The sequence below is a fragment of the Luteibacter sp. OK325 genome (genome assembly GCF_003050935.1).
Classification (GTDB): domain Bacteria; phylum Pseudomonadota; class Gammaproteobacteria; order Xanthomonadales; family Rhodanobacteraceae; genus Luteibacter.
The window spans coordinates 24,085-40,806 of the sequence record NZ_QAOX01000016.1 but is presented as its reverse complement, the minus strand read 5'-3'; the positions used below and the strand labels follow the sequence as shown (position 1 = coordinate 40,806).

Below are 16,722 nucleotides of genomic sequence, written 5' to 3'. Positions count from 1 at the left end.
TGGGCCTGCATCCGCAACGACGAGAGCTTCGATACCTCGAAGCTCTTTAGCCCCGAACATCTCAAGAACGCTTGACCGCCAAGAGAGCATCTACAACGGCTTCAGGGCGGCTTCGATCTTGCGCATCACGGCGTCGTCGAGCAGCTTCACCGCATCGAGCGCCTTCAGGTTCTCTTCGAGCTGTGCTTTCTTGCTTGCGCCGAGAATAACGGTCGAGACGTGCGGATTTTTCAGGCACCACGCGAGCGCGAACCGCGCCAGTGGCAGGCCGAGTTCGGCGGCGATCGGCGCGAGGGCACGCACCGTCTTCAGCCTGGCGCCATCGTCTTCCAGCAGCGCGTCGCGCAACCATTCGTTGCCCGCGCGGCCGAGACGCGAATCGTCAGGAACACCATCGTTGTACTTGCCTGTGAGCAGGCCCGAGGCAAGCGGCGACCAGATCGTGCTGCCCATGCCGTAATTCTCGTAGAGCGACGCGTATTCCCGCTCCACACGATCGCGATGCAGCAGGTTGTATTGCGGTTGTTCCATCGAGGGCGCGACAAGATGGTTATCGCGCGCGACACGATGCGCTTCCTCGATGAGCTCGGCGGGCCATTCGCTGGTGCCCCAGTAGAGCACCTTGCCCTGGCGAACGAGGGTATCCATCGCCCACACCGTTTCCACCACCGGCGTATCCGGATCAGGACGATGACAGAAATAGAGGTCCAGGTAATCGACACGCAGGCGCTCGAGTGCCTGGTGACAGGCATCGAAGACATGCTTGCGCGAAAGACCGCGCTGGGTCGGCTTCGGATCGGTCACCGCCCCGAAATAGACCTTGCTCGATACGCAGTAGGCATCGCGCGGAAGACGCAGGTCGGCGATGACATCGCCCATCAGCCGCTCGGCGTCACCGGCGTTGTATGTCTCAGCGTTATCGAAGAAATTCACACCATGGTCGTAGGCCAGTGCGATCAGCTCGCGTGCGTCGGAGCGGCCGACCTGGCGCCCGAAGGTGACCCATGCGCCATACGACAGCGCGGAAAGTTGCAGGCCGGTTGAACCGAGACGACGGTATTCCATGGCGATTCCTCAGCGAACGAGCAGCAAGACCAGGTAAAGCACGACGCCGGCGAAGAGGCCGGCGATCACGTCATCGAGCATGACGCCGAAACCACCCTTCACGCGACGGTCGAACCACGCGATCGGCCAGGGCTTCCAGACGTCGAAAAGGCGGAACAGGAGGAACCCGGCGATCACCGCCCACCATGGCGCAACCAGCGCGGGCAGCAAGGTGATCCATAGTCCAACGAATTCATCCCACACGAGGCTGCGGTGATCGTCCACGCCAAGGATGCGCCCGGCCACGTTGCAGGCCCATACGCCGATCGCGAAAGCGACGACGATGACGCCAAACCATGCCGGTACGGAGAGGCCACGCAGCAACAGCCACGGCAGGATGGCGGCCAGTGACCCGAACGTTCCCTGGGCCTTCGGCGCCAGACCGGAGCCGAAGCCGCAGGCGATCCATCCTGCCGGTGACGCCAGCAGGCGGCGGCGATCGTCGGCATCGAGAACATACTTCGTGCTCATGCGACGAAGTGATTCCAGCCCGTTCGCGACAACACCAGCTCGGTGCCGTCCAGTCCCAGCACGCGAACGCCACCGCCTTCGACGATGCGACCGATGCGCGTCGCGCCGCCACCCAGGCGAGCCATGTTCGCGGACACCTCACCGGCACGATCGGCCGGTACGGTGAAACACAGTTCGTAGTCGTCGCCGCCGGACAGCGCGAAGTCGATCGTGTCGGCATCGTCGAAGTGGGTAAGCAGCGCGGACGAGCGCGGCAGCATGGCCGCATCGATTTCGGCGCCGACACCGCTGGCCTTGCAGATGTGCCCGAGGTCGGCCACGAGGCCGTCGGAGACATCGACACATGCCGTAGCGATACCACGAAGGCCGTTACCGGCCGCCACGCGTGGCGTGGGCCGGTTCAGGCGCTCGATGAGCGACGTATAGGGCGCAGCGTCGGACTCAGCGAGGCAGCGAAGACCGGCAGCCGCGTCGCCGAGCGTACCGGTGACCATCACCACGTCGCCCACGCGCGCGCCGGAGCGCAGAAGCGCTTCGCCTGGGGCAGTGAACCCGTGCACGGCCACCGTCACGGTGAGCGGCCCGCGCGTCGTGTCGCCGCCGATGAGGGCAAGGCGCAGCGGCGTGGCCAGTTCAGCGAAACCGCGCGCCAGTCCGTCGACGAAGGCTTCGTCGCTGTCGGGCAGGGTCAGCGCGAGCAGTGCCCACGCCGGCGTGGCACCCATGGCGGCGAGGTCGGAGAGATTCACTGCCAGCGCCTTCCAGCCGATATCGGCGGCGGCGGTTCCCACGGGGAAATGGACACCTTCGACGAGGGTGTCCACGGCAACGGCCAGTTCGCGGCCGGCCGGTACGGCGACGACGGCGGCGTCGTCGCCAATGCCGGTCAGCACGTCGTCACGGTGGACCTCGGTGTGCCGGCGAATGCGCTCGATCAGGTCGAATTCCATGCAGGTTCCTTAGCCCGCGAGGATTCGCGGCACGATCAGGATCGCTTCTCGGCCGTACGCCAATGGGTCGCGAGTTTGTCGAGCACACCGTTCACATAGCTGTGGCCATGATCCGCGCCGAAACGCTTGGTGGCTTCGACGGCCTCGTTGATCACGACGCGATACGGCACGTCCGGGCGGTACTTCAGCTCGTAGGCACCCATGCGCAGGGCCGACAGTTCGATGGGATCGATCTGCGAGACCTCGCGGTCGACGAAGGGCTTGATGCCGTCGTCGAGTTCCTTCACGTGCTTCTCCACGCCGCGCAGGATGTCCTCGAAGTATTCGATATCCGCGACGACCATGTCCTGCTCGTGGCGGAACTGCTCGATGACATTACCCATCTTGCTGCCACCGACCTGCCAGGCGTACAGCGCCTGCAAGGCGCGGCGGCGTGCACGCGAGCGTGCAGCGAGGTCGATACCGTGCGGGGGTGAGTTGTTCATTTACCAAGCTTCGCGTAAAGGTTGACCATCTCGATGGCAACCATGGCGGCGTCCACGCCCTTGTTGCCGGCCTTGGTACCGGCACGCTCGATGGCCTGCTCGATGCTGTCGGTGGTGAGAACGCCGAACGACACCGGCACGCCGGATGCGTAGGCCGCCTGGCCGAGGCCCTTGGCGGCTTCGCCGGCAACGTAGTCGAAATGGGGGGTCGAGCCGCGGATGACCGCACCCAGGCCGAGCACGGCGGCGTACTTGCCCGAACCGGCGATTTTGTAGGCAGCCTGCGGGATTTCGAACGCACCCGGCACGCGGATCAGGTCGATCGCGTCCTCTTTCACGCCGTGGCGAACCAGCGCATCGCGCGCGCCCTCGACCAGCGGCTCGACGACGAATGCGTTGAAACGACCGGCAACGATGGCGAAGCGGCCCTTGGGGGTGGCGAAATCGCCTTCGATGATCTTCATGGGGTAGTCCTGTGGCGGGCGGGCCGCTGGCGGCCGGTTATTTTACGGGGTTTTCGGCCTGGGGTGGCCGTTGAAGGTAAGCACGGCCGTCCCATCGGCGACGATGAGCCGCCCCGGGGCGCCAAATGGCAGGGTGAACTTGGCCGCATCGTGGCCGAACGGCAGGCCGCGAACGATCGGGATGCCGGCTGCGGCAGCGATCCGGTCGAAGGTGGCGTCCAGGTCGTAGCCATTGTCGTATTCGGTGGTCCGATAACCGGTGAAATCGCCAATGACCAGCACCTTCTGCCGCGCCAGCACGCCGGCGTGGAGCAGGTGATAGAGCATCCGCTCGACCCGGTAGGCGGGTTCGGCGATGTCCTCGACGAAGAGGATGCCGCCCTCGATCAGGGGGAAGAATGGCGAGCCTATGAGGCTGGTGAGCATGGCCAGGTTGCCACCCCACACCGTCCCTTCGACATCGAGGGCCCGGGTTTCCGGCGTGCTCCATGTGGCGCGGCCTTCGTCCGCCGCCAGCGTTGCCCAGAAGTGTTCCCAGGTCTGCGCGTCGAGTTCGGGCGCGCCGAAATCGGCGCCCAGCATCGGTCCGCCCAGGGTCACCAGCCCACTACGGGCGAACAGCGCGCACTGCAGGGCGGTGAAGTCGCTATGGCCGACCAGGGCTAGCGGGGCGCCGCCGAGGCGCTTGCGCAGGCCGTCGTAGTCGAGCAGGGGCAGCAACGGATGCGCTCCGTATCCGCCGCGAATGGCAAGGGCCACGTCGGGCAGCGGCTTCGATACGTCGGCCAGCGCGTTGATGTCCGCGGCACGCTCGGCGTCACTGCCCGCAAAGCGCAACTCGCGGCGTTCGAGGACGTCCTTGCCCTGCACGTGGTGGCCGGCTTCTTCCAGGCGCGCGATGCCGCGAGCCATGGCGTCGGGGTTGTGCGGATAACCGGAAGGAGCGATCAGGCGAATATCGTAACTCGGGGTCATCAGCCAGCCTGCTCCACCACTTCCAGGCCGAAGCCCGCGATGCCGACCAGCTTACGCGGAGTGCCGATGACGCGGAGGCGCTTCACCCCCAGGTCCGCGAGGATCTGCGCGCCGAGGCCCGTCTGGCGCCATTCCTGGTCGTCCTTCGGAGCCGGCATCGGCGCGACGTCACGCCTGAGGCGGGCCAGAAGGGCATCCGGCGTGTCTTCGCCGGAGAGCACCACCAGCACGCCGCGCTGCTCGGCGTCGATCCGGCGCAGGGCCTCGGTGACCGTCTGGCCGAGGTCGTCGCGCTTGAGGTGAAGCACGTCGGAGAGCGTATTGCGCACGTGGACGCGGGTCAGCACCGGCTCGCCGTTGGCGACATCGCCGCGGACCAGGGCGAAGTGCAGGCCGCGACGAATGCCATCGCGATAGGCAACCAGGCGGAACGCGCCGAACTCGGTGTCCACGTCTTCTTCGTGCACCCGCTCGATCGTCTTCTCGGTTTCGAGGCGGTAGCGGATCAGGTCGGCGATCGTGCCGATCTTGAGGCCATGCTTCGCGGCGAAAATCTCCAGCTCCGGACGCCGTGCCATCGACCCGTCGTCGTGCAGGATCTCGATCAGCACCGCGGATGGCTGCATGCCCGCCAGCGTGGCCAGGTCACAACCGGCTTCGGTGTGGCCGGCACGACTGAGCACGCCACCCGCCTGCGCGGTCAGCGGGAAGATGTGTCCGGGCATGGTGATGTCGGTGGGCTTGGCGTCCGCCGCCGCGGCCACCTGGATGGTGCGCGCGCGATCGTGTGCGGAAATACCCGTTGTCACCCCTTCCGCCGCCTCGATCGAGACGGTGAAGTTGGTGTGGTATGGCGAATTGTTGTCGCTGACCATCGGCTTGAGGCCGAGCTGGCGCGTGTGCTTCTCGGTGAGCGTAAGGCACAGCAGGCCACGCGCTTCGCGGACCATGAAGTTGACGTCTTCCGGGCGCACCTTCTCGGCGGCCATGACGATGTCGCCTTCGTTCTCGCGGTCCTCGTCATCGAGAATGACGACCATGCGGCCCTGGCGAAGCTCTTCGAGGATTTCAGGAATCGTATTGAATGGCATGGGAGGTCCGGGTCAGACGAAGCCGTGTTGCTTCAGGAAGGCCTCGTCGAGGCGCGGGGTGTCGCCACTGGAGAGCAGCCGTTCGATGTAGCGGGCGACTACGTCCACTTCGATGTTCACGCCGTCGCCGGGGCGACGCGCGGCGAACGTCGTATGTTCCACCGTATGGGGGATAAGGTTCACTCCGAAACGGTTGCCGTTCACTTCGTTCACGGTCAGGCTGGTGCCGTCGATGCAGACCGAGCCCTTGTGGGCGATGTAGCGCGCCAGGTCGGACGGCACCTCGAAGGTCCAGCGCAGCGAGCGGCCGTCGGGGACGACGGAGACGACCTTGCCCGCACCGTCCACGTGGCCAGAGACCAGGTGACCGCCCAGGCGGTCGGCCAGGCGCAGGGCCTTTTCGAGGTTCACGGTGTCGCCGGCCTTGTGCTTGCCGAGCGTCGTGTGGGCGAGGGTTTCGTTGGAGACGTCGGCGGCGAAGCTCTTTGCGTCGAAGTCGATCACGGTCAGGCAGACGCCGGAGACCGAGATGCTGTCGCCCAGGGCGACATCGGCCATGTCGAGCGCGGCGGTGTCGACGACGAGGCGGACATCGCCGCCACGAGGTTCCAGCCGCGCAATGCGGCCGACGGCCTGGATGATGCCGGTGAACATGTCAGTAGCCTCCCTGCGGGGAGACGATGGTGCAGATACGAATTTTCATGAAACGTTTCCCGCGGTAATGAGCGAAAAACGCCCCAAGGCGCATGGCGTCGCTCGTCCCTTGGGGGGAACGTGCGAGCGCCGTCTTCTTTCATCCGGACTGTAACCGTCGGCTCCGGCATCGGACCGGATCTGCTGACCTTCCGGCCAAAACCGGAAGCGCTCGCGGGCTCGTTTCCTTGCAGAAACCTACCGCCGGTGGGGAGTTTCGCCCCGCCCTGAAGACGCTGTGGAGGCCGGTTCCCCCAAGGGGAGCCAGCCGGCGGAGGATACCATGGGGTCCGCCCGTCAAATTGCAACGGTGAGCCCGCCCTCGCCCCTGTAGGAGTCGATTCATCGGCGATCCCGCGGCAGCGGGCCAGTCTGGGGCAAGCACCCATCGCCGATGAATCGGCTCCTACACGAGCCAGGGTCTCAGCACCTGGTCCATTACCCAGCTGGTCCGTGCCCCGGTCTCGGCGGTGGAGGGGCAGACGCCCTTGCCGGTCAGCTCCGCGACGATGGATTCGATCAGTGGCTGCTGTATGTGCGCGGGATTGGCGATAAGGATGTCCTCGACGCGATCGCCCGCCTCCAGGCGGATCGGCCCCTCGCCGAAGGTGGCGAAGACCAGGCGCCCGCGGTCACCGACGATCTCGACGCGATCCTCCCGTCGGTCCGCGCAGAAGTTCCATAAGCCGGTACCGAGCACGCCGGAGCCGAATGAAAACGCCATCGCCACGGTGTCTTCGGCCGGATAGGCGTCCATCTGGTGCGAGACCATGCCCCTCGCCTGGACGATGGGGCCGAGCAGGAAATCGAGGATGTCCAGCGTATGGCAGCCGATGTCGACGAAGATGCCGCCGCCCGAAAGCTCGGGGCGCACGGTCCACGGCAGGTTGGCCGGGTCCTGGTAGCGCGCCTCGAAGGGGTGGTGCAGGAGGACGTTGACCAGGCGCGGCACGCCGATGGCGCCTTCGGCCAGAAGCGCCGCGATGCGGCGAAAACGCGGCAGCATGCGACGGTAATAGGCGACGAAAACGGGCACGCCGGCCGCCCTGCCCGCCTCGACGATGGCCATGCATTCCGCATGGTCGATCGCCATGGGCTTCTCAACATAAACCGGCTTGCCGGCAGCGATAGCCATCAACGCGTACTCGCGGTGACTCGACGGCGGGGTGGCAATGTAGACGGCGTCGACGTCAGGATCGGCAATCAACGCCGCCGCATCGTCGTACCAGCGCTGCACGCCGTGGCGCGCGGCATAGTCACGGGCCTTCTCGCCGTCACGGCGCATGACGGCAACCAGCGAAGCATCGGGAACCTTCGAGAATGCCGGGCCGCTCTTGACCTCGGTCACCGCACCGCAGCCCACGATGCCCCACCGTACGTGGGAAAGGGCGGTCACGGAGCGGGGCGAAGCTGCAGGCGCATATCGTCGCCGACCTGGCGGCGGTCGACGGTGTGCAGCTTCCAGCGCGAGGCCATGTCGTCCAGCGGCGGCAGGTTGAGCATGGGCCGGCCGGTGTGGCCGAGCAGGATCGGTGCGATGTAAACCAGTAATTCGTCGGCCAGTCCAGCGGCGAGCAACGCGCCACACAGGACCGGACCTGCCTCGACATGAACTTCGTTGATGTCGTGACGTGCCAGCCAGTGAAGGACGGCACGAAGATCGAGGCCGCCACCCTCCTCCCGGCGGATGGTGGCTCGAGGGACATCGGACAGATGCGCAGCCACCGGTGCGTCCTCCGCATGGAACAGCACCGTGGGCGCGTTGCCGTCCAGCACATGGGCGCGCGGCGGCGTGCGCAGTCGTGTGTCGACGATGGCGCGCAGCGGCGGTACGAACGCCTCGCCCTCCGGCAGCCGCACGGTCAGGTGCGGGTCGTCGGCGAGCACCGTGCCGCTGGCGGAAAGGATGGCCGAAGAACGCGCACGCCAGCGCTGCACGTCCGCGCGCGCAGCCTCGCCGGTGATCCACTTCGACGAACCGTCGGCGAGCGCGGTGCGGCCGTCCAGACTCATCGCCAGCTTCACCCGCACCCACGGACGTTGCCGTTCGATGCGGCTGAAGAATCCGATGTTCAATTCGCGTGCCGCATCGCGCATCAGGCCCACCTGCACGCCGATACCTGCGCCACGCAGCTTTGCGATGCCGGCCCCATCGACTTTATCGAAGGGGTCTTCGTGCGCGATGACGACGCGTCCGACGCCCGCGGCGATCAGGGCATCGGCACAGGGCGGTGTGCGTCCGTGGTGTGCGCAGGGTTCGAGGGTGACGTAGGCGGTGGCGCCACGTGCGGATTCGCCCGCTTCGCGCAGCGCGAATACTTCCGCGTGCGGCTCACCGGCGCGTGGATGCCAACCGGTACCGAGCACAGTCTCGCCGCGCGCGATGACGCAGCCCACGCGCGGGTTCGGCTGGGTGGTGTGCAGGCCACGTTCGGCCAGGCGCAGTGCGTGCGCCATGTGTACATGGTCCATGGCGGGGAAGAACGGCCGCGACATGCTCAGCTCTTGCGCCCGCGCCTGGCCGCATCCAGCAGCGGCAGTTGCAGGCCTTCGAGCGACGGCAGGTCGCGTTCGAGCTTCTCGATCTCCTCGCGGAAGGCGTGGACGTCCTCGAACCGGCGATACACGGAGGCGAAGCGCACGTAGGCTACCTGGTCGAGCGCCTTGAGCTCACGCATCACCAGTTCGCCAACCTGTCGCGACGGTACTTCGCGCTCGCCGCAGCGACGCAGGTCGTTGACCACGGCGCGCACCGCACCATCCACCGCATCGCTGGAAACCGGACGCTTCTGCAACGCGCGTTCAAAACTCACGCGCAGCTTGTGTTCGTCGAAAGGCTCGCGACGATCGCCGGATTTGACGATCGCCGGAAGCTTGAGCTCTGCCGTTTCGAACGTGTTGAAACGCTCGCTGCATTGCGGACACTCGCGGCGACGCCGCACCGTGCCACCGTCCTCCGTGAGGCGGGAATCGATGACACGGGTGTCTTCATGCTGGCAGAACGGACAGTGCATCGATCAGCCGTAAACCGGGAATCGTGCGCACTGCGCCGTGACTTTCTCACGCACGGCCGCGATGACCTTCTCGTCGCCCGGGGCGTCGAGCACGTCGCACATCCACTGGGTGAGTTCTACCGTGGCCGCTTCGTCGTAGCCGCGGGTGGTGATCGCCGGCGTACCGACGCGCAGGCCCGAAGTGACGAACGGCGAACGCGGATCGTTCGGCACGGCGTTCTTGTTCACCGTGATGTGCGCCTTACCCAGTGCCGCTTCCGCGTCCTTGCCGGTGGCGTCGCGACCGATCAGGTCGATCAGCATGAGGTGGTTCTCGGTGCCCCCGGAAACGATCTTGTAGCCGCGCTCGATGAAGGTCTTCGCCATGGCCTTGGCGTTCTTCACCACCTGGGCCTGGTAGGTCTTGAACGAGGGCTCGAGCGCTTCCTTGAAGGCGACCGCCTTGGCCGCGATGACGTGCATGAGCGGGCCGCCCTGGATGCCCGGGAAGACGATGGACTGCAGCTTCTTTTCCAGTTCCTCGCCCAGGCCCCTGGCGACGATGATGCCGCCGCGCGGACCGCGCAGCGTCTTGTGCGTCGTGGATGTGACCACGTGCGCGTGCTCGATCGGGTTCGGGTACTCGCCCGCGGCGACGAGACCGGCGATGTGCGCCATGTCGACGAACAGATAGGCACCGACCTTGTCGGCGATCGCCCGGAAGCGGCCCCAGTCGAGGATCTGCGAGTACGCCGAGAAACCGGCGACGATCATCTTCGGCTTGTGCTCGACGGCGAGGCGCTCGACTTCGTTGTAGTCGACCAGACCCGATTCCGGATCGATGCCGTACTGCACCGCGTTGAAGATCTTGCCCGAGAGGTTGACCTTGGCGCCGTGGGTGAGGTGGCCACCATGGGCCAGGCTCATGCCCAGGATGGTGTCGCCCGGCTGCAGCAGGGCGAAGTAAACGGCCTGGTTCGCCTGCGAGCCGGAATGCGGCTGCACATTGGCGTAGTCGGCACCGAAGAGCTGCTTCAGGCGCTCGATGGCGAGCCGTTCGGCGACGTCCACGTACTCGCAGCCACCGTAGTAGCGCTTGCCCGGGTAACCCTCGGCGTACTTGTTGGTCAGCTTCGAGCCCTGGGCTTCCATGACGCGTGGGCTGGCGTAGTTCTCCGAGGCGATCAGCTCGACGTGATCTTCCTGGCGGCGGGACTCGTCGGCGATGGCCTTGGCGAGTTCGTCGTCGTATCCGGCGATCTTTGCATCCTTCGGGAACATCTCGACCTCATGGGAACGGGTGGGGAAAGAAGACCGAAAGTGTAGCGTTAGCGGGAGTTTGCGGCCACTCCCCGCCCCGCCATTCCCCTACGCGACCCTGGGCAGTCGGCTGACGGCAGTTCGCGGGCTCGCCGCCCTACCCTTTGAAGGGCGCCACTCCTGCGCTCCCTCATGCCGCGGAAAGGATTTCCCCATGCACCCAAGGTCCCTCATGTTTGCGCTGGCGCTGGTCGCCAGCCCCTTCGCCTTTCCCGCCCCGGGACTGGCCTCCACCTCGTCGACAGCCCTTTTCGACTCGGAAGTCGCCGCCGGTCTCCCCCGCAGCTTCTACCTGCCTGGCGATGACCTGCCTGGCGATGGAACCGCGCGAAAGCTCGACGTGCTTGAACGACTGGACGTCGAACTGGAGGCCCCCGACGGCGGTTCCGGCACCATGTTCCTGGCTGAAGTCGACGGCCAGCCGGCGACCATCGTCCGCATGGGCGATGCGCTGGACATCGCTTTCGACGAAAAGACCGAGCAGACACCGTCCAGACGGCGCACAAAGCGCTCGACGGACTGGCCGGTCGACTATGCGGGCGCCAGCGAGCTGTTCTTCCCGCCTTCGAACGACGCAGAACCGACCGAGCGACAGCCCGACAGGGCAGAAGAGAATGAACTCCGCGTCTGGATCTTCCTGCACGATGACGCCGGTGAAGATAATCACGCAAAGGTCCTGAACTGGTACGCGGCCGGCTGGATCAGGGAGATGATGACCGAGGTGAAACCGGGCCTTCCCGTACGCGTGACGCTGAAGGCGCGGATCCAAGGGGTGACCGACTTCGATTACCACGCGAGCAATTCCCGGATCGACCGTCTCGCCGACTTCCGCCAGGTGGCGGACGACTACGTCCAGGCACAGGGAGGAACCGCTGGCCGCTTTACCAAGCACGTACTGCTCGTCGGCGAGCCCGCTAAAAACTGGGTCGGGCGCTCATTCGACACGGTCCTCGGCGTGGCCCAGGTTAACGGCCACTCGGCCTTCGTGAGCAATCACGGACACCGGCACAACTTCGCCCACGAAGTAGGCCACATGATCGGCGCCAGGCACGAAGATGCCGCCGTCTATCTGCTGCATGTTTCAAACATGGGGAACAGCATCATCGGCAAGATCAGCAACCAGCAATACACCGATGCCAACCGGCAGAACATCCGCAACTTCCTTAACGCAAGGCTGTAAGTGAACGACCGGCTCCGGCCCGCCGGAGTCGGTCTTTCGTGCTGGCACGCCCCTACCCGCTGAGGCGGGCCGCACCTGCAATCGCTCTTCCCGGCCTGGCGAATACTGGGTAATCGTCAAGCCAAGGAAGCGACATGCACCCTCACACCCGCGCGACGCGCGCCACGTCCTTCATGCTCACAGCCGGCATCCTGGCCAGCTGCGGAAGCGCATTCGCGCGGCCATTGCCTGCTCACCCGTCACCTGCGCCGGTGAGCACCACGGCCGACACCATGCCGGCTACATCGCGTGGTGGCTCGCCGACCTTCAGCGCAACATCACCCACGGCAAGAAGGTCGACGTTCTCTACAGCCAGCGCATCCCCGACGTTACCGACATGAAATACCAGTTCATCGGATCCCTGCACGACTGGTCGAGCGTCGTCGGGAACTATGCGCGGGAACAGCACATCCCCCGCACGTACAAGCACAAGTTCGTGCTCATCGTGAACGGACTTCCCGAGCCCGCGCGTTACGGCCGGTCCTGGCAGAAAGGCGCAGACGGCATCGCATCGATCAGTGGCAGGTACCCCGAGCTTGCGCACCAACTCGGGCATCTGCTTGGTGCGACCCATAGGAACGCCGAAGTGCGTTTCGGTGGATGGTGGTGCGAGACGAACATGTTCGCTCCGAGCCTCCTGCTTCGCTCCAACTGCTACGGCTATTCGACGGCGAACATGCGCTCGATCGACAACTACATCCGGACGGGCGACGGCTTCGCCGAGAACAGCCGTTGGTCGGAGGATCGATGAACATGAAAGCAGGCCACGCAACGCGGGTGATGCTGGCGCTCTCTCCGGTTTTGCTCCTGCCGATGGATTGCCAGGGCAGCGACATCATCGCTCGCTTCGATGCGCTCGCGAACGGAGCGCTGCCAGCCACGATTGTCATTCCCTCTTTCGATGGAGACACGGAGTCGGGCCACGTATCGACGCTGACCGTGACATCGCGTCTGCGCAGCTCCGTCGTCTTCCCCGATGAATCGCCTGCGACGCTCTACGACGCCCTGCTCGATGGCGATACCGCCGTCGTCACACGATCCCGTGGCGGCCTCGACGTAAGTATCGTCACGAAAGACGGCGTACACGTCACGTCCCTCAGCGTGAACGTAGCAGCGGTCGGCCATACCCACGTTCCGGCGGGCTCCACGGGAGATGCAAAAAGGCAACGTCGTTCGGCAACGGTCGGCTTCGAGGGCGACGTGGAATTTCTCGAGGAGCCGAGCCTGCCGATGCCACTGGCGGACCCGCTGGCGCCGATCGAGGTCCGGCTCTTCCTGCACGATGAGCTGCGTTCGAGCCAGGCGCGGGAGATTCACGCCGGCTACGTCGCGTGGTGGTTGCGCGACATGGAATCCCGTGTCATTCCACCGGACATGTCGATCCATGTCGTTTATCTGCAGTCGATTCCCGGCATCAGCGATCAGCCCTACGGCCTGCCATCGTCCGTGACGACCTGGCTCAAGGCGGTCGACCGTTACGTGGAAAGCCGGGGCATCAGGCGAACATGGAAAAACAAATATGTGCTGCTCACGCGTGACCGGCCTGCCGAGGGGAAGCTCGGCCAGGCCGTGCCGAGGAGCGGCATAGCCATTGCATCACTGTCCGGGCCTTACAGCATCATCGCCCATGAAGTGGGGCACCTGTTCGGTGCCGAACACGCCCAGGCGGAATGGCGTGGATGGCGGTGGTGGCCCTGCCGAACCAACATGTACTTCAACGACACGCCACTGCTCGCGAACTGCTACGAGTACTCAGCGGCAAACGTTGCCAGTATCCAGCGTTACGTCGATCTCAAGGGTTACCTGCCGCCTTACCTGGGGGGTCCCACGGTCACGCCGTGAGCGTCTTGTCGAAGGGCCGCCACGCGGCGGCCCTTCGCGCGTCATCACTCGGCGGTCGGCGCGTCCGCCATCTTCCGTGGGGCGGTCGTGTCCGGCCCGTGCCTCATGTAGGAGCGAATCGCACGCTGATTGGCGGCGGTGTACTCGAGGCAGTCGTGGCGCAGCTTGTTGGCGATCGAGAGCATGTTCGTTTCGCACCCCCACCAGCCGCGCGTCTCTGCACTCAGGTGGTTGGCGCCCAGCATGTGCCCGATTTCATGCGCGATGATCCGCTCCCGCCCGCCCAGGGACGCCATGGCTTCATTGCCGCCTTCGAACGCCACCCCAGCGGTGCCTGGCATGGGAGCGTTGGCTGTCAGCACGATGTATTTTTTCTTGTAGGTTCGCTCCAGGCCGAACTGGTAATCGTCGTCCAGTGCCTTCAATGCACGCTCGAAGGCGTGGAGCGAGCCTTCCCCGCCATAAGCCATGTCGGTGAGCGACGGCACGCCCGCCGAATACCAGACGCTGATGGGCTCGGTGGGCAGAACATGATTTGACAGATCCGCAAGCCACCACGCGACGTAGCGCGCGTGGACGTCCCAGATGCTCAGATCCGCCAGGTCGTCATGCTTGAGAAAGTGAATATCAAGACTGTAGGCCGCGGGGTTCTCGAAGTGGCCCGGCCCGACGGAACGACCAGACCGCCGGGAAGGCAGGTCCGGGGCACCGATTGTGGAACCGGCATCCAACGACGTCACTTCGATCGTGCCCTCGCGCATGACCGCCGCGTCCAGGCGATTGACTGAACGGGTAAAGACAGCGGCCTCACCGTGGAGCAGACCCGAATACATCGTGCCGGAGACACTATCCGGGAACTCAACTTTCACGTTCAGGCGACGCTCGACGACGAAGTCGGCACCGGAGCGCCTTGGCCGGGAACGCTCCACGACGGTCGGCCCTCCTGTCGGGGACATGCCGGCCACCGCGAGGTCGAAGCGGTCGACGAGGCTTGAGGCGGTGGTGGCGGCCAAAGGGGGAGACGCAAGAAGCAGAAGCCATGCGGCGACGCGGGAAGAGGAAACCATGACGGGCCGGGTCCAGAAGGGAGACCGTCCAGTCTGTGTGCCGCCTCGACGGACGTCTGCGGGCGGACCCCTGCCGGGACACGGGCACACCTCGATGAACCATGCCCGAAAGGTCCCACACGGCGGCCAGGCTTCCCGTCCCGGGGACAGCGCCCCGACACCCGAAGCCGCTATAATCGGGGTTTGCCCACCCGGCGTGCATCGGCCCCGGGGGCGCGGCCTTGGCCTACGGAGCATCCATGCAGTACATCTACACCATGAACGGGGTGAGCAAGATCGTCCCCCCGAAGCGCCAGATCATCAAGGACATCTCGCTGTCCTTCTTCCCCGGCGCCAAGATCGGCCTGCTGGGCATCAACGGCTCGGGCAAGTCGACGGTGCTGCGGATCATGGCCGGCGTCGACACCGACTTCCAGGGTGAGGCGCGCGCCAACCCCGGCACCAAGATCGGCTATCTCGCCCAGGAACCCGACCTCGATCCGACCAAGACAGTGCGCGAAGTGGTCGAGGAAGGCGTGGCCGAGATTCTCGACGCCCAGAAGCGCCTCGAAGAGGTCTACGCCGCCTATGCGGAAGAAGGCGCCGACTTCGACAAGCTCGCCAAGGAGCAGGAAGCCCTCGAAGGCATCCTTGCCGCCAACGACGCGCATGCCCTCGAGCGCCAGCTCGAAGTGGCCGCCGACGCCCTGCGCCTGCCGCCGTGGGACGCCGTGGTCGGCCCACTGTCCGGTGGTGAGAAGCGCCGTGTCGCCCTGTGCCGTCTGCTGCTGTCCAAGCCCGACATGCTTCTGCTCGACGAGCCGACCAACCATCTCGACGCCGAGTCGGTGGACTGGCTGGAAACCTTCCTGCACGACTACCCCGGTACCGTCGTGGCAGTCACCCATGACCGCTACTTCCTCGACAACGCCGCCGAGTGGATCCTCGAGCTCGATCGCGGCCGCGGTATTCCCTGGAAGGGCAACTACACCGAGTGGCTGGAGCAGAAGGGCGAACGCCTTCAGCAGGAAGCCAACCAGGAGAAGTCGCGCCAGAAGGCGCTGGCGAAGGAACTGGAGTGGATCCGCACGGCCGCCAAGGGTCGCCAGTCCAAGGGCAAGGCCCGCATCAACCGATTCGAAGAACTGAACTCGGTCGAGTACCAGCGCCGTAACGAAACGAATGAAATCTTCATTCCGCCGGGCGAGCGCCTGGGCCAGGAAGTGATCGAGTTCAAGAACGTCACCAAGTCGTTCGGCGACCGCGTGCTCATCGAGGACCTGTCGTTCAAGATTCCGCCGGGGGCCATTGTCGGCATCATCGGTCCGAACGGTGCCGGTAAATCCACGCTCATGAAGATGATCATGAACCTGGAGAAGCCCGACACCGGCGAGGTCAAGCACGGCCATACGGTGAAGCTCGCCTACGTCGACCAGTCGCGCGACGCGCTCGATCCGAAGAACAACGTCTGGCAGGAAGTGTCGGGCGGCTCGGACATCCTGCAGATCGGTAACTTCGAGATCCAGTCGCGCGCCTACATTGGCCGCTTCAACTTCAAGGGTACCGACCAGCAGAAGATCGTCGGCAGCCTTTCCGGTGGTGAGCGTGGCCGCCTGCACATGGCCAAGACGCTCCTGCAGGGCGGCAACGTGCTACTCCTGGATGAGCCGTCGAACGATCTGGACGTCGAAACCCTGCGCGCCCTGGAAGACGCTCTGCTCGAGTTCCCCGGCTGCGCCGTGGTCATCTCGCATGACCGCTGGTTCCTCGACCGTATCGCCACGCATATCATCGCGTTCGAAGGCGATTCGCACGTCGAGTTCTTCCCCGGCAACTACAACGAATACGAAGCCGACAAGAAGCGCCGCTTCGGCGACGACGCCGGCCCCAAGCGCGTCAAATACAAGAAGCTGGTCTGATAACACCCACGCTCGTGCAGGAGCTGATTCATCGGCGAATAAGCACATGTAGGAGCCGCTTCAGCGGCGAAAAGCCAACGAAGCGGTGAAGCCGGACGGCCCATCGCCGATGAATCGGCTCCACAGAAAGCATCGCCGATGAATCGGCTC

18 protein-coding genes and 1 riboswitch are annotated in these 16,722 nt (G+C 65.2%); of the genes, 4 read left to right on the top strand and 14 right to left on the bottom strand.

Annotated elements, in window-relative coordinates; genetic code table 11:
* Positions 1-90: 90 nt before the first annotated feature.
* From C8J98_RS21705 to glyA, 12 genes are all read right to left on the bottom strand, one after another.
* Positions 91-1,065, bottom strand: coding sequence for an aldo/keto reductase (locus C8J98_RS21705; RefSeq protein WP_107916020.1), 975 nt, complete (start codon positions 1,063-1,065; stop codon positions 91-93).
* A gap of 9 nt (positions 1,066-1,074) precedes the next feature.
* Positions 1,075-1,575: a phosphatidylglycerophosphatase A gene (locus C8J98_RS21700; protein ID WP_107916018.1), complete on the bottom strand. Its 501-nt coding sequence runs from the start codon at positions 1,573-1,575 to the stop codon at positions 1,075-1,077.
* Positions 1,572-2,525, bottom strand: a complete 954-nt coding sequence (gene thiL, locus C8J98_RS21695) for a thiamine-phosphate kinase (protein ID WP_107916016.1) — start codon at positions 2,523-2,525, stop codon at positions 1,572-1,574. The genes C8J98_RS21700 and thiL overlap by 4 nt, the downstream gene beginning before the upstream one ends.
* 35 nt (positions 2,526-2,560) lie before the next feature.
* Complete coding sequence (gene nusB / locus C8J98_RS21690; protein ID WP_107916014.1) at positions 2,561-3,010, bottom strand: transcription antitermination factor NusB; 450 nt, start codon at positions 3,008-3,010, stop codon at positions 2,561-2,563.
* Positions 3,007-3,474 (bottom strand): 6,7-dimethyl-8-ribityllumazine synthase, encoded by a 468-nt coding sequence (gene ribE / locus C8J98_RS21685; RefSeq protein WP_046969466.1) that lies wholly within the window; start codon positions 3,472-3,474, stop codon positions 3,007-3,009. Before ribE ends, nusB begins: the two co-directional genes overlap by 4 nt.
* Before the next feature lie 42 nt (positions 3,475-3,516).
* The gene (ldcA, locus tag C8J98_RS21680; protein ID WP_107916012.1) at positions 3,517-4,449 is read right to left on the bottom strand and encodes a muramoyltetrapeptide carboxypeptidase; all 933 of its coding nucleotides are present in this window, start codon (positions 4,447-4,449) and stop codon (positions 3,517-3,519) included.
* On the bottom strand, positions 4,449-5,540 hold the full coding sequence (ribB, locus tag C8J98_RS21675) for a 3,4-dihydroxy-2-butanone-4-phosphate synthase (protein WP_107916010.1): 1,092 nt from the start codon (positions 5,538-5,540) through the stop codon (positions 4,449-4,451). Before ribB ends, ldcA begins: the two co-directional genes overlap by 1 nt.
* A gap of 12 nt (positions 5,541-5,552) precedes the next feature.
* Entirely contained in the window at positions 5,553-6,194 is a 642-nt protein-coding gene (locus C8J98_RS21670; RefSeq protein WP_107916008.1) for a riboflavin synthase, read from the bottom strand.
* Between the two features lie 127 nt (positions 6,195-6,321).
* A riboswitch (FMN riboswitch) is annotated at positions 6,322-6,472 on the bottom strand.
* 167 nt (positions 6,473-6,639) lie between these two features.
* The gene (locus C8J98_RS21665; protein ID WP_107916006.1) at positions 6,640-7,629 is read right to left on the bottom strand and encodes a Gfo/Idh/MocA family oxidoreductase; all 990 of its coding nucleotides are present in this window, start codon (positions 7,627-7,629) and stop codon (positions 6,640-6,642) included.
* Complete coding sequence (ribD, locus tag C8J98_RS21660) at positions 7,626-8,690, bottom strand: bifunctional diaminohydroxyphosphoribosylaminopyrimidine deaminase/5-amino-6-(5-phosphoribosylamino)uracil reductase RibD (RefSeq protein WP_107916026.1); 1,065 nt, start codon at positions 8,688-8,690, stop codon at positions 7,626-7,628. The genes C8J98_RS21665 and ribD overlap by 4 nt, the downstream gene beginning before the upstream one ends.
* A gap of 41 nt (positions 8,691-8,731) precedes the next feature.
* On the bottom strand, positions 8,732-9,247 hold the full coding sequence (gene nrdR, locus C8J98_RS21655; protein WP_063571237.1) for a transcriptional regulator NrdR: 516 nt from the start codon (positions 9,245-9,247) through the stop codon (positions 8,732-8,734).
* Positions 9,248-9,250: 3 nt separating this feature from the next.
* Positions 9,251-10,507, bottom strand: a complete 1,257-nt coding sequence (gene glyA / locus C8J98_RS21650) for a serine hydroxymethyltransferase (RefSeq protein ID WP_107916004.1) — start codon at positions 10,505-10,507, stop codon at positions 9,251-9,253.
* A 193-nt stretch (positions 10,508-10,700) separates the two neighbouring features.
* Between glyA and C8J98_RS21645 the strand changes: the two genes are divergently transcribed.
* Positions 10,701-11,726: a hypothetical protein gene (locus C8J98_RS21645; protein ID WP_146171698.1), complete on the top strand. Its 1,026-nt coding sequence runs from the start codon at positions 10,701-10,703 to the stop codon at positions 11,724-11,726.
* A 232-nt stretch (positions 11,727-11,958) separates the two neighbouring features.
* Here C8J98_RS21645 and C8J98_RS22130 read toward each other — a convergent pair whose 3' ends face one another.
* A complete protein-coding gene (locus tag C8J98_RS22130) occupies positions 11,959-12,132 on the bottom strand; it encodes a hypothetical protein (protein WP_158272777.1) in 174 nt (57 codons plus the stop codon).
* Here C8J98_RS22130 and C8J98_RS22125 point away from each other — a divergent pair.
* Together C8J98_RS22125 and C8J98_RS21635 are read left to right on the top strand one after the other, a co-directional pair.
* Positions 12,103-12,516 carry a hypothetical protein gene (locus C8J98_RS22125; RefSeq protein WP_158272776.1) on the top strand — a complete coding sequence of 138 codons (414 nt, stop codon included), beginning with the start codon at positions 12,103-12,105 and terminating at the stop codon, positions 12,514-12,516. The two genes, C8J98_RS22130 and C8J98_RS22125, sit on opposite strands and share 30 nt — an antisense overlap.
* A gap of 2 nt (positions 12,517-12,518) precedes the next feature.
* Positions 12,519-13,607 (top strand): reprolysin-like metallopeptidase, encoded by a 1,089-nt coding sequence (locus tag C8J98_RS21635; RefSeq protein WP_158272775.1) that lies wholly within the window; start codon positions 12,519-12,521, stop codon positions 13,605-13,607.
* A 44-nt stretch (positions 13,608-13,651) separates the two neighbouring features.
* On the opposite strand, the gene C8J98_RS21630 is transcribed toward C8J98_RS21635, so the two are convergent.
* On the bottom strand, positions 13,652-14,674 hold the full coding sequence (locus tag C8J98_RS21630) for a reprolysin-like metallopeptidase (protein WP_158272774.1): 1,023 nt from the start codon (positions 14,672-14,674) through the stop codon (positions 13,652-13,654).
* Between the two features lie 239 nt (positions 14,675-14,913).
* Between C8J98_RS21630 and ettA the strand changes: the two genes are divergently transcribed.
* Positions 14,914-16,572 carry an energy-dependent translational throttle protein EttA gene (gene ettA / locus C8J98_RS21625; protein WP_107915994.1) on the top strand — a complete coding sequence of 553 codons (1,659 nt, stop codon included), beginning with the start codon at positions 14,914-14,916 and terminating at the stop codon, positions 16,570-16,572.
* Positions 16,573-16,722 lie beyond the last annotated feature (150 nt).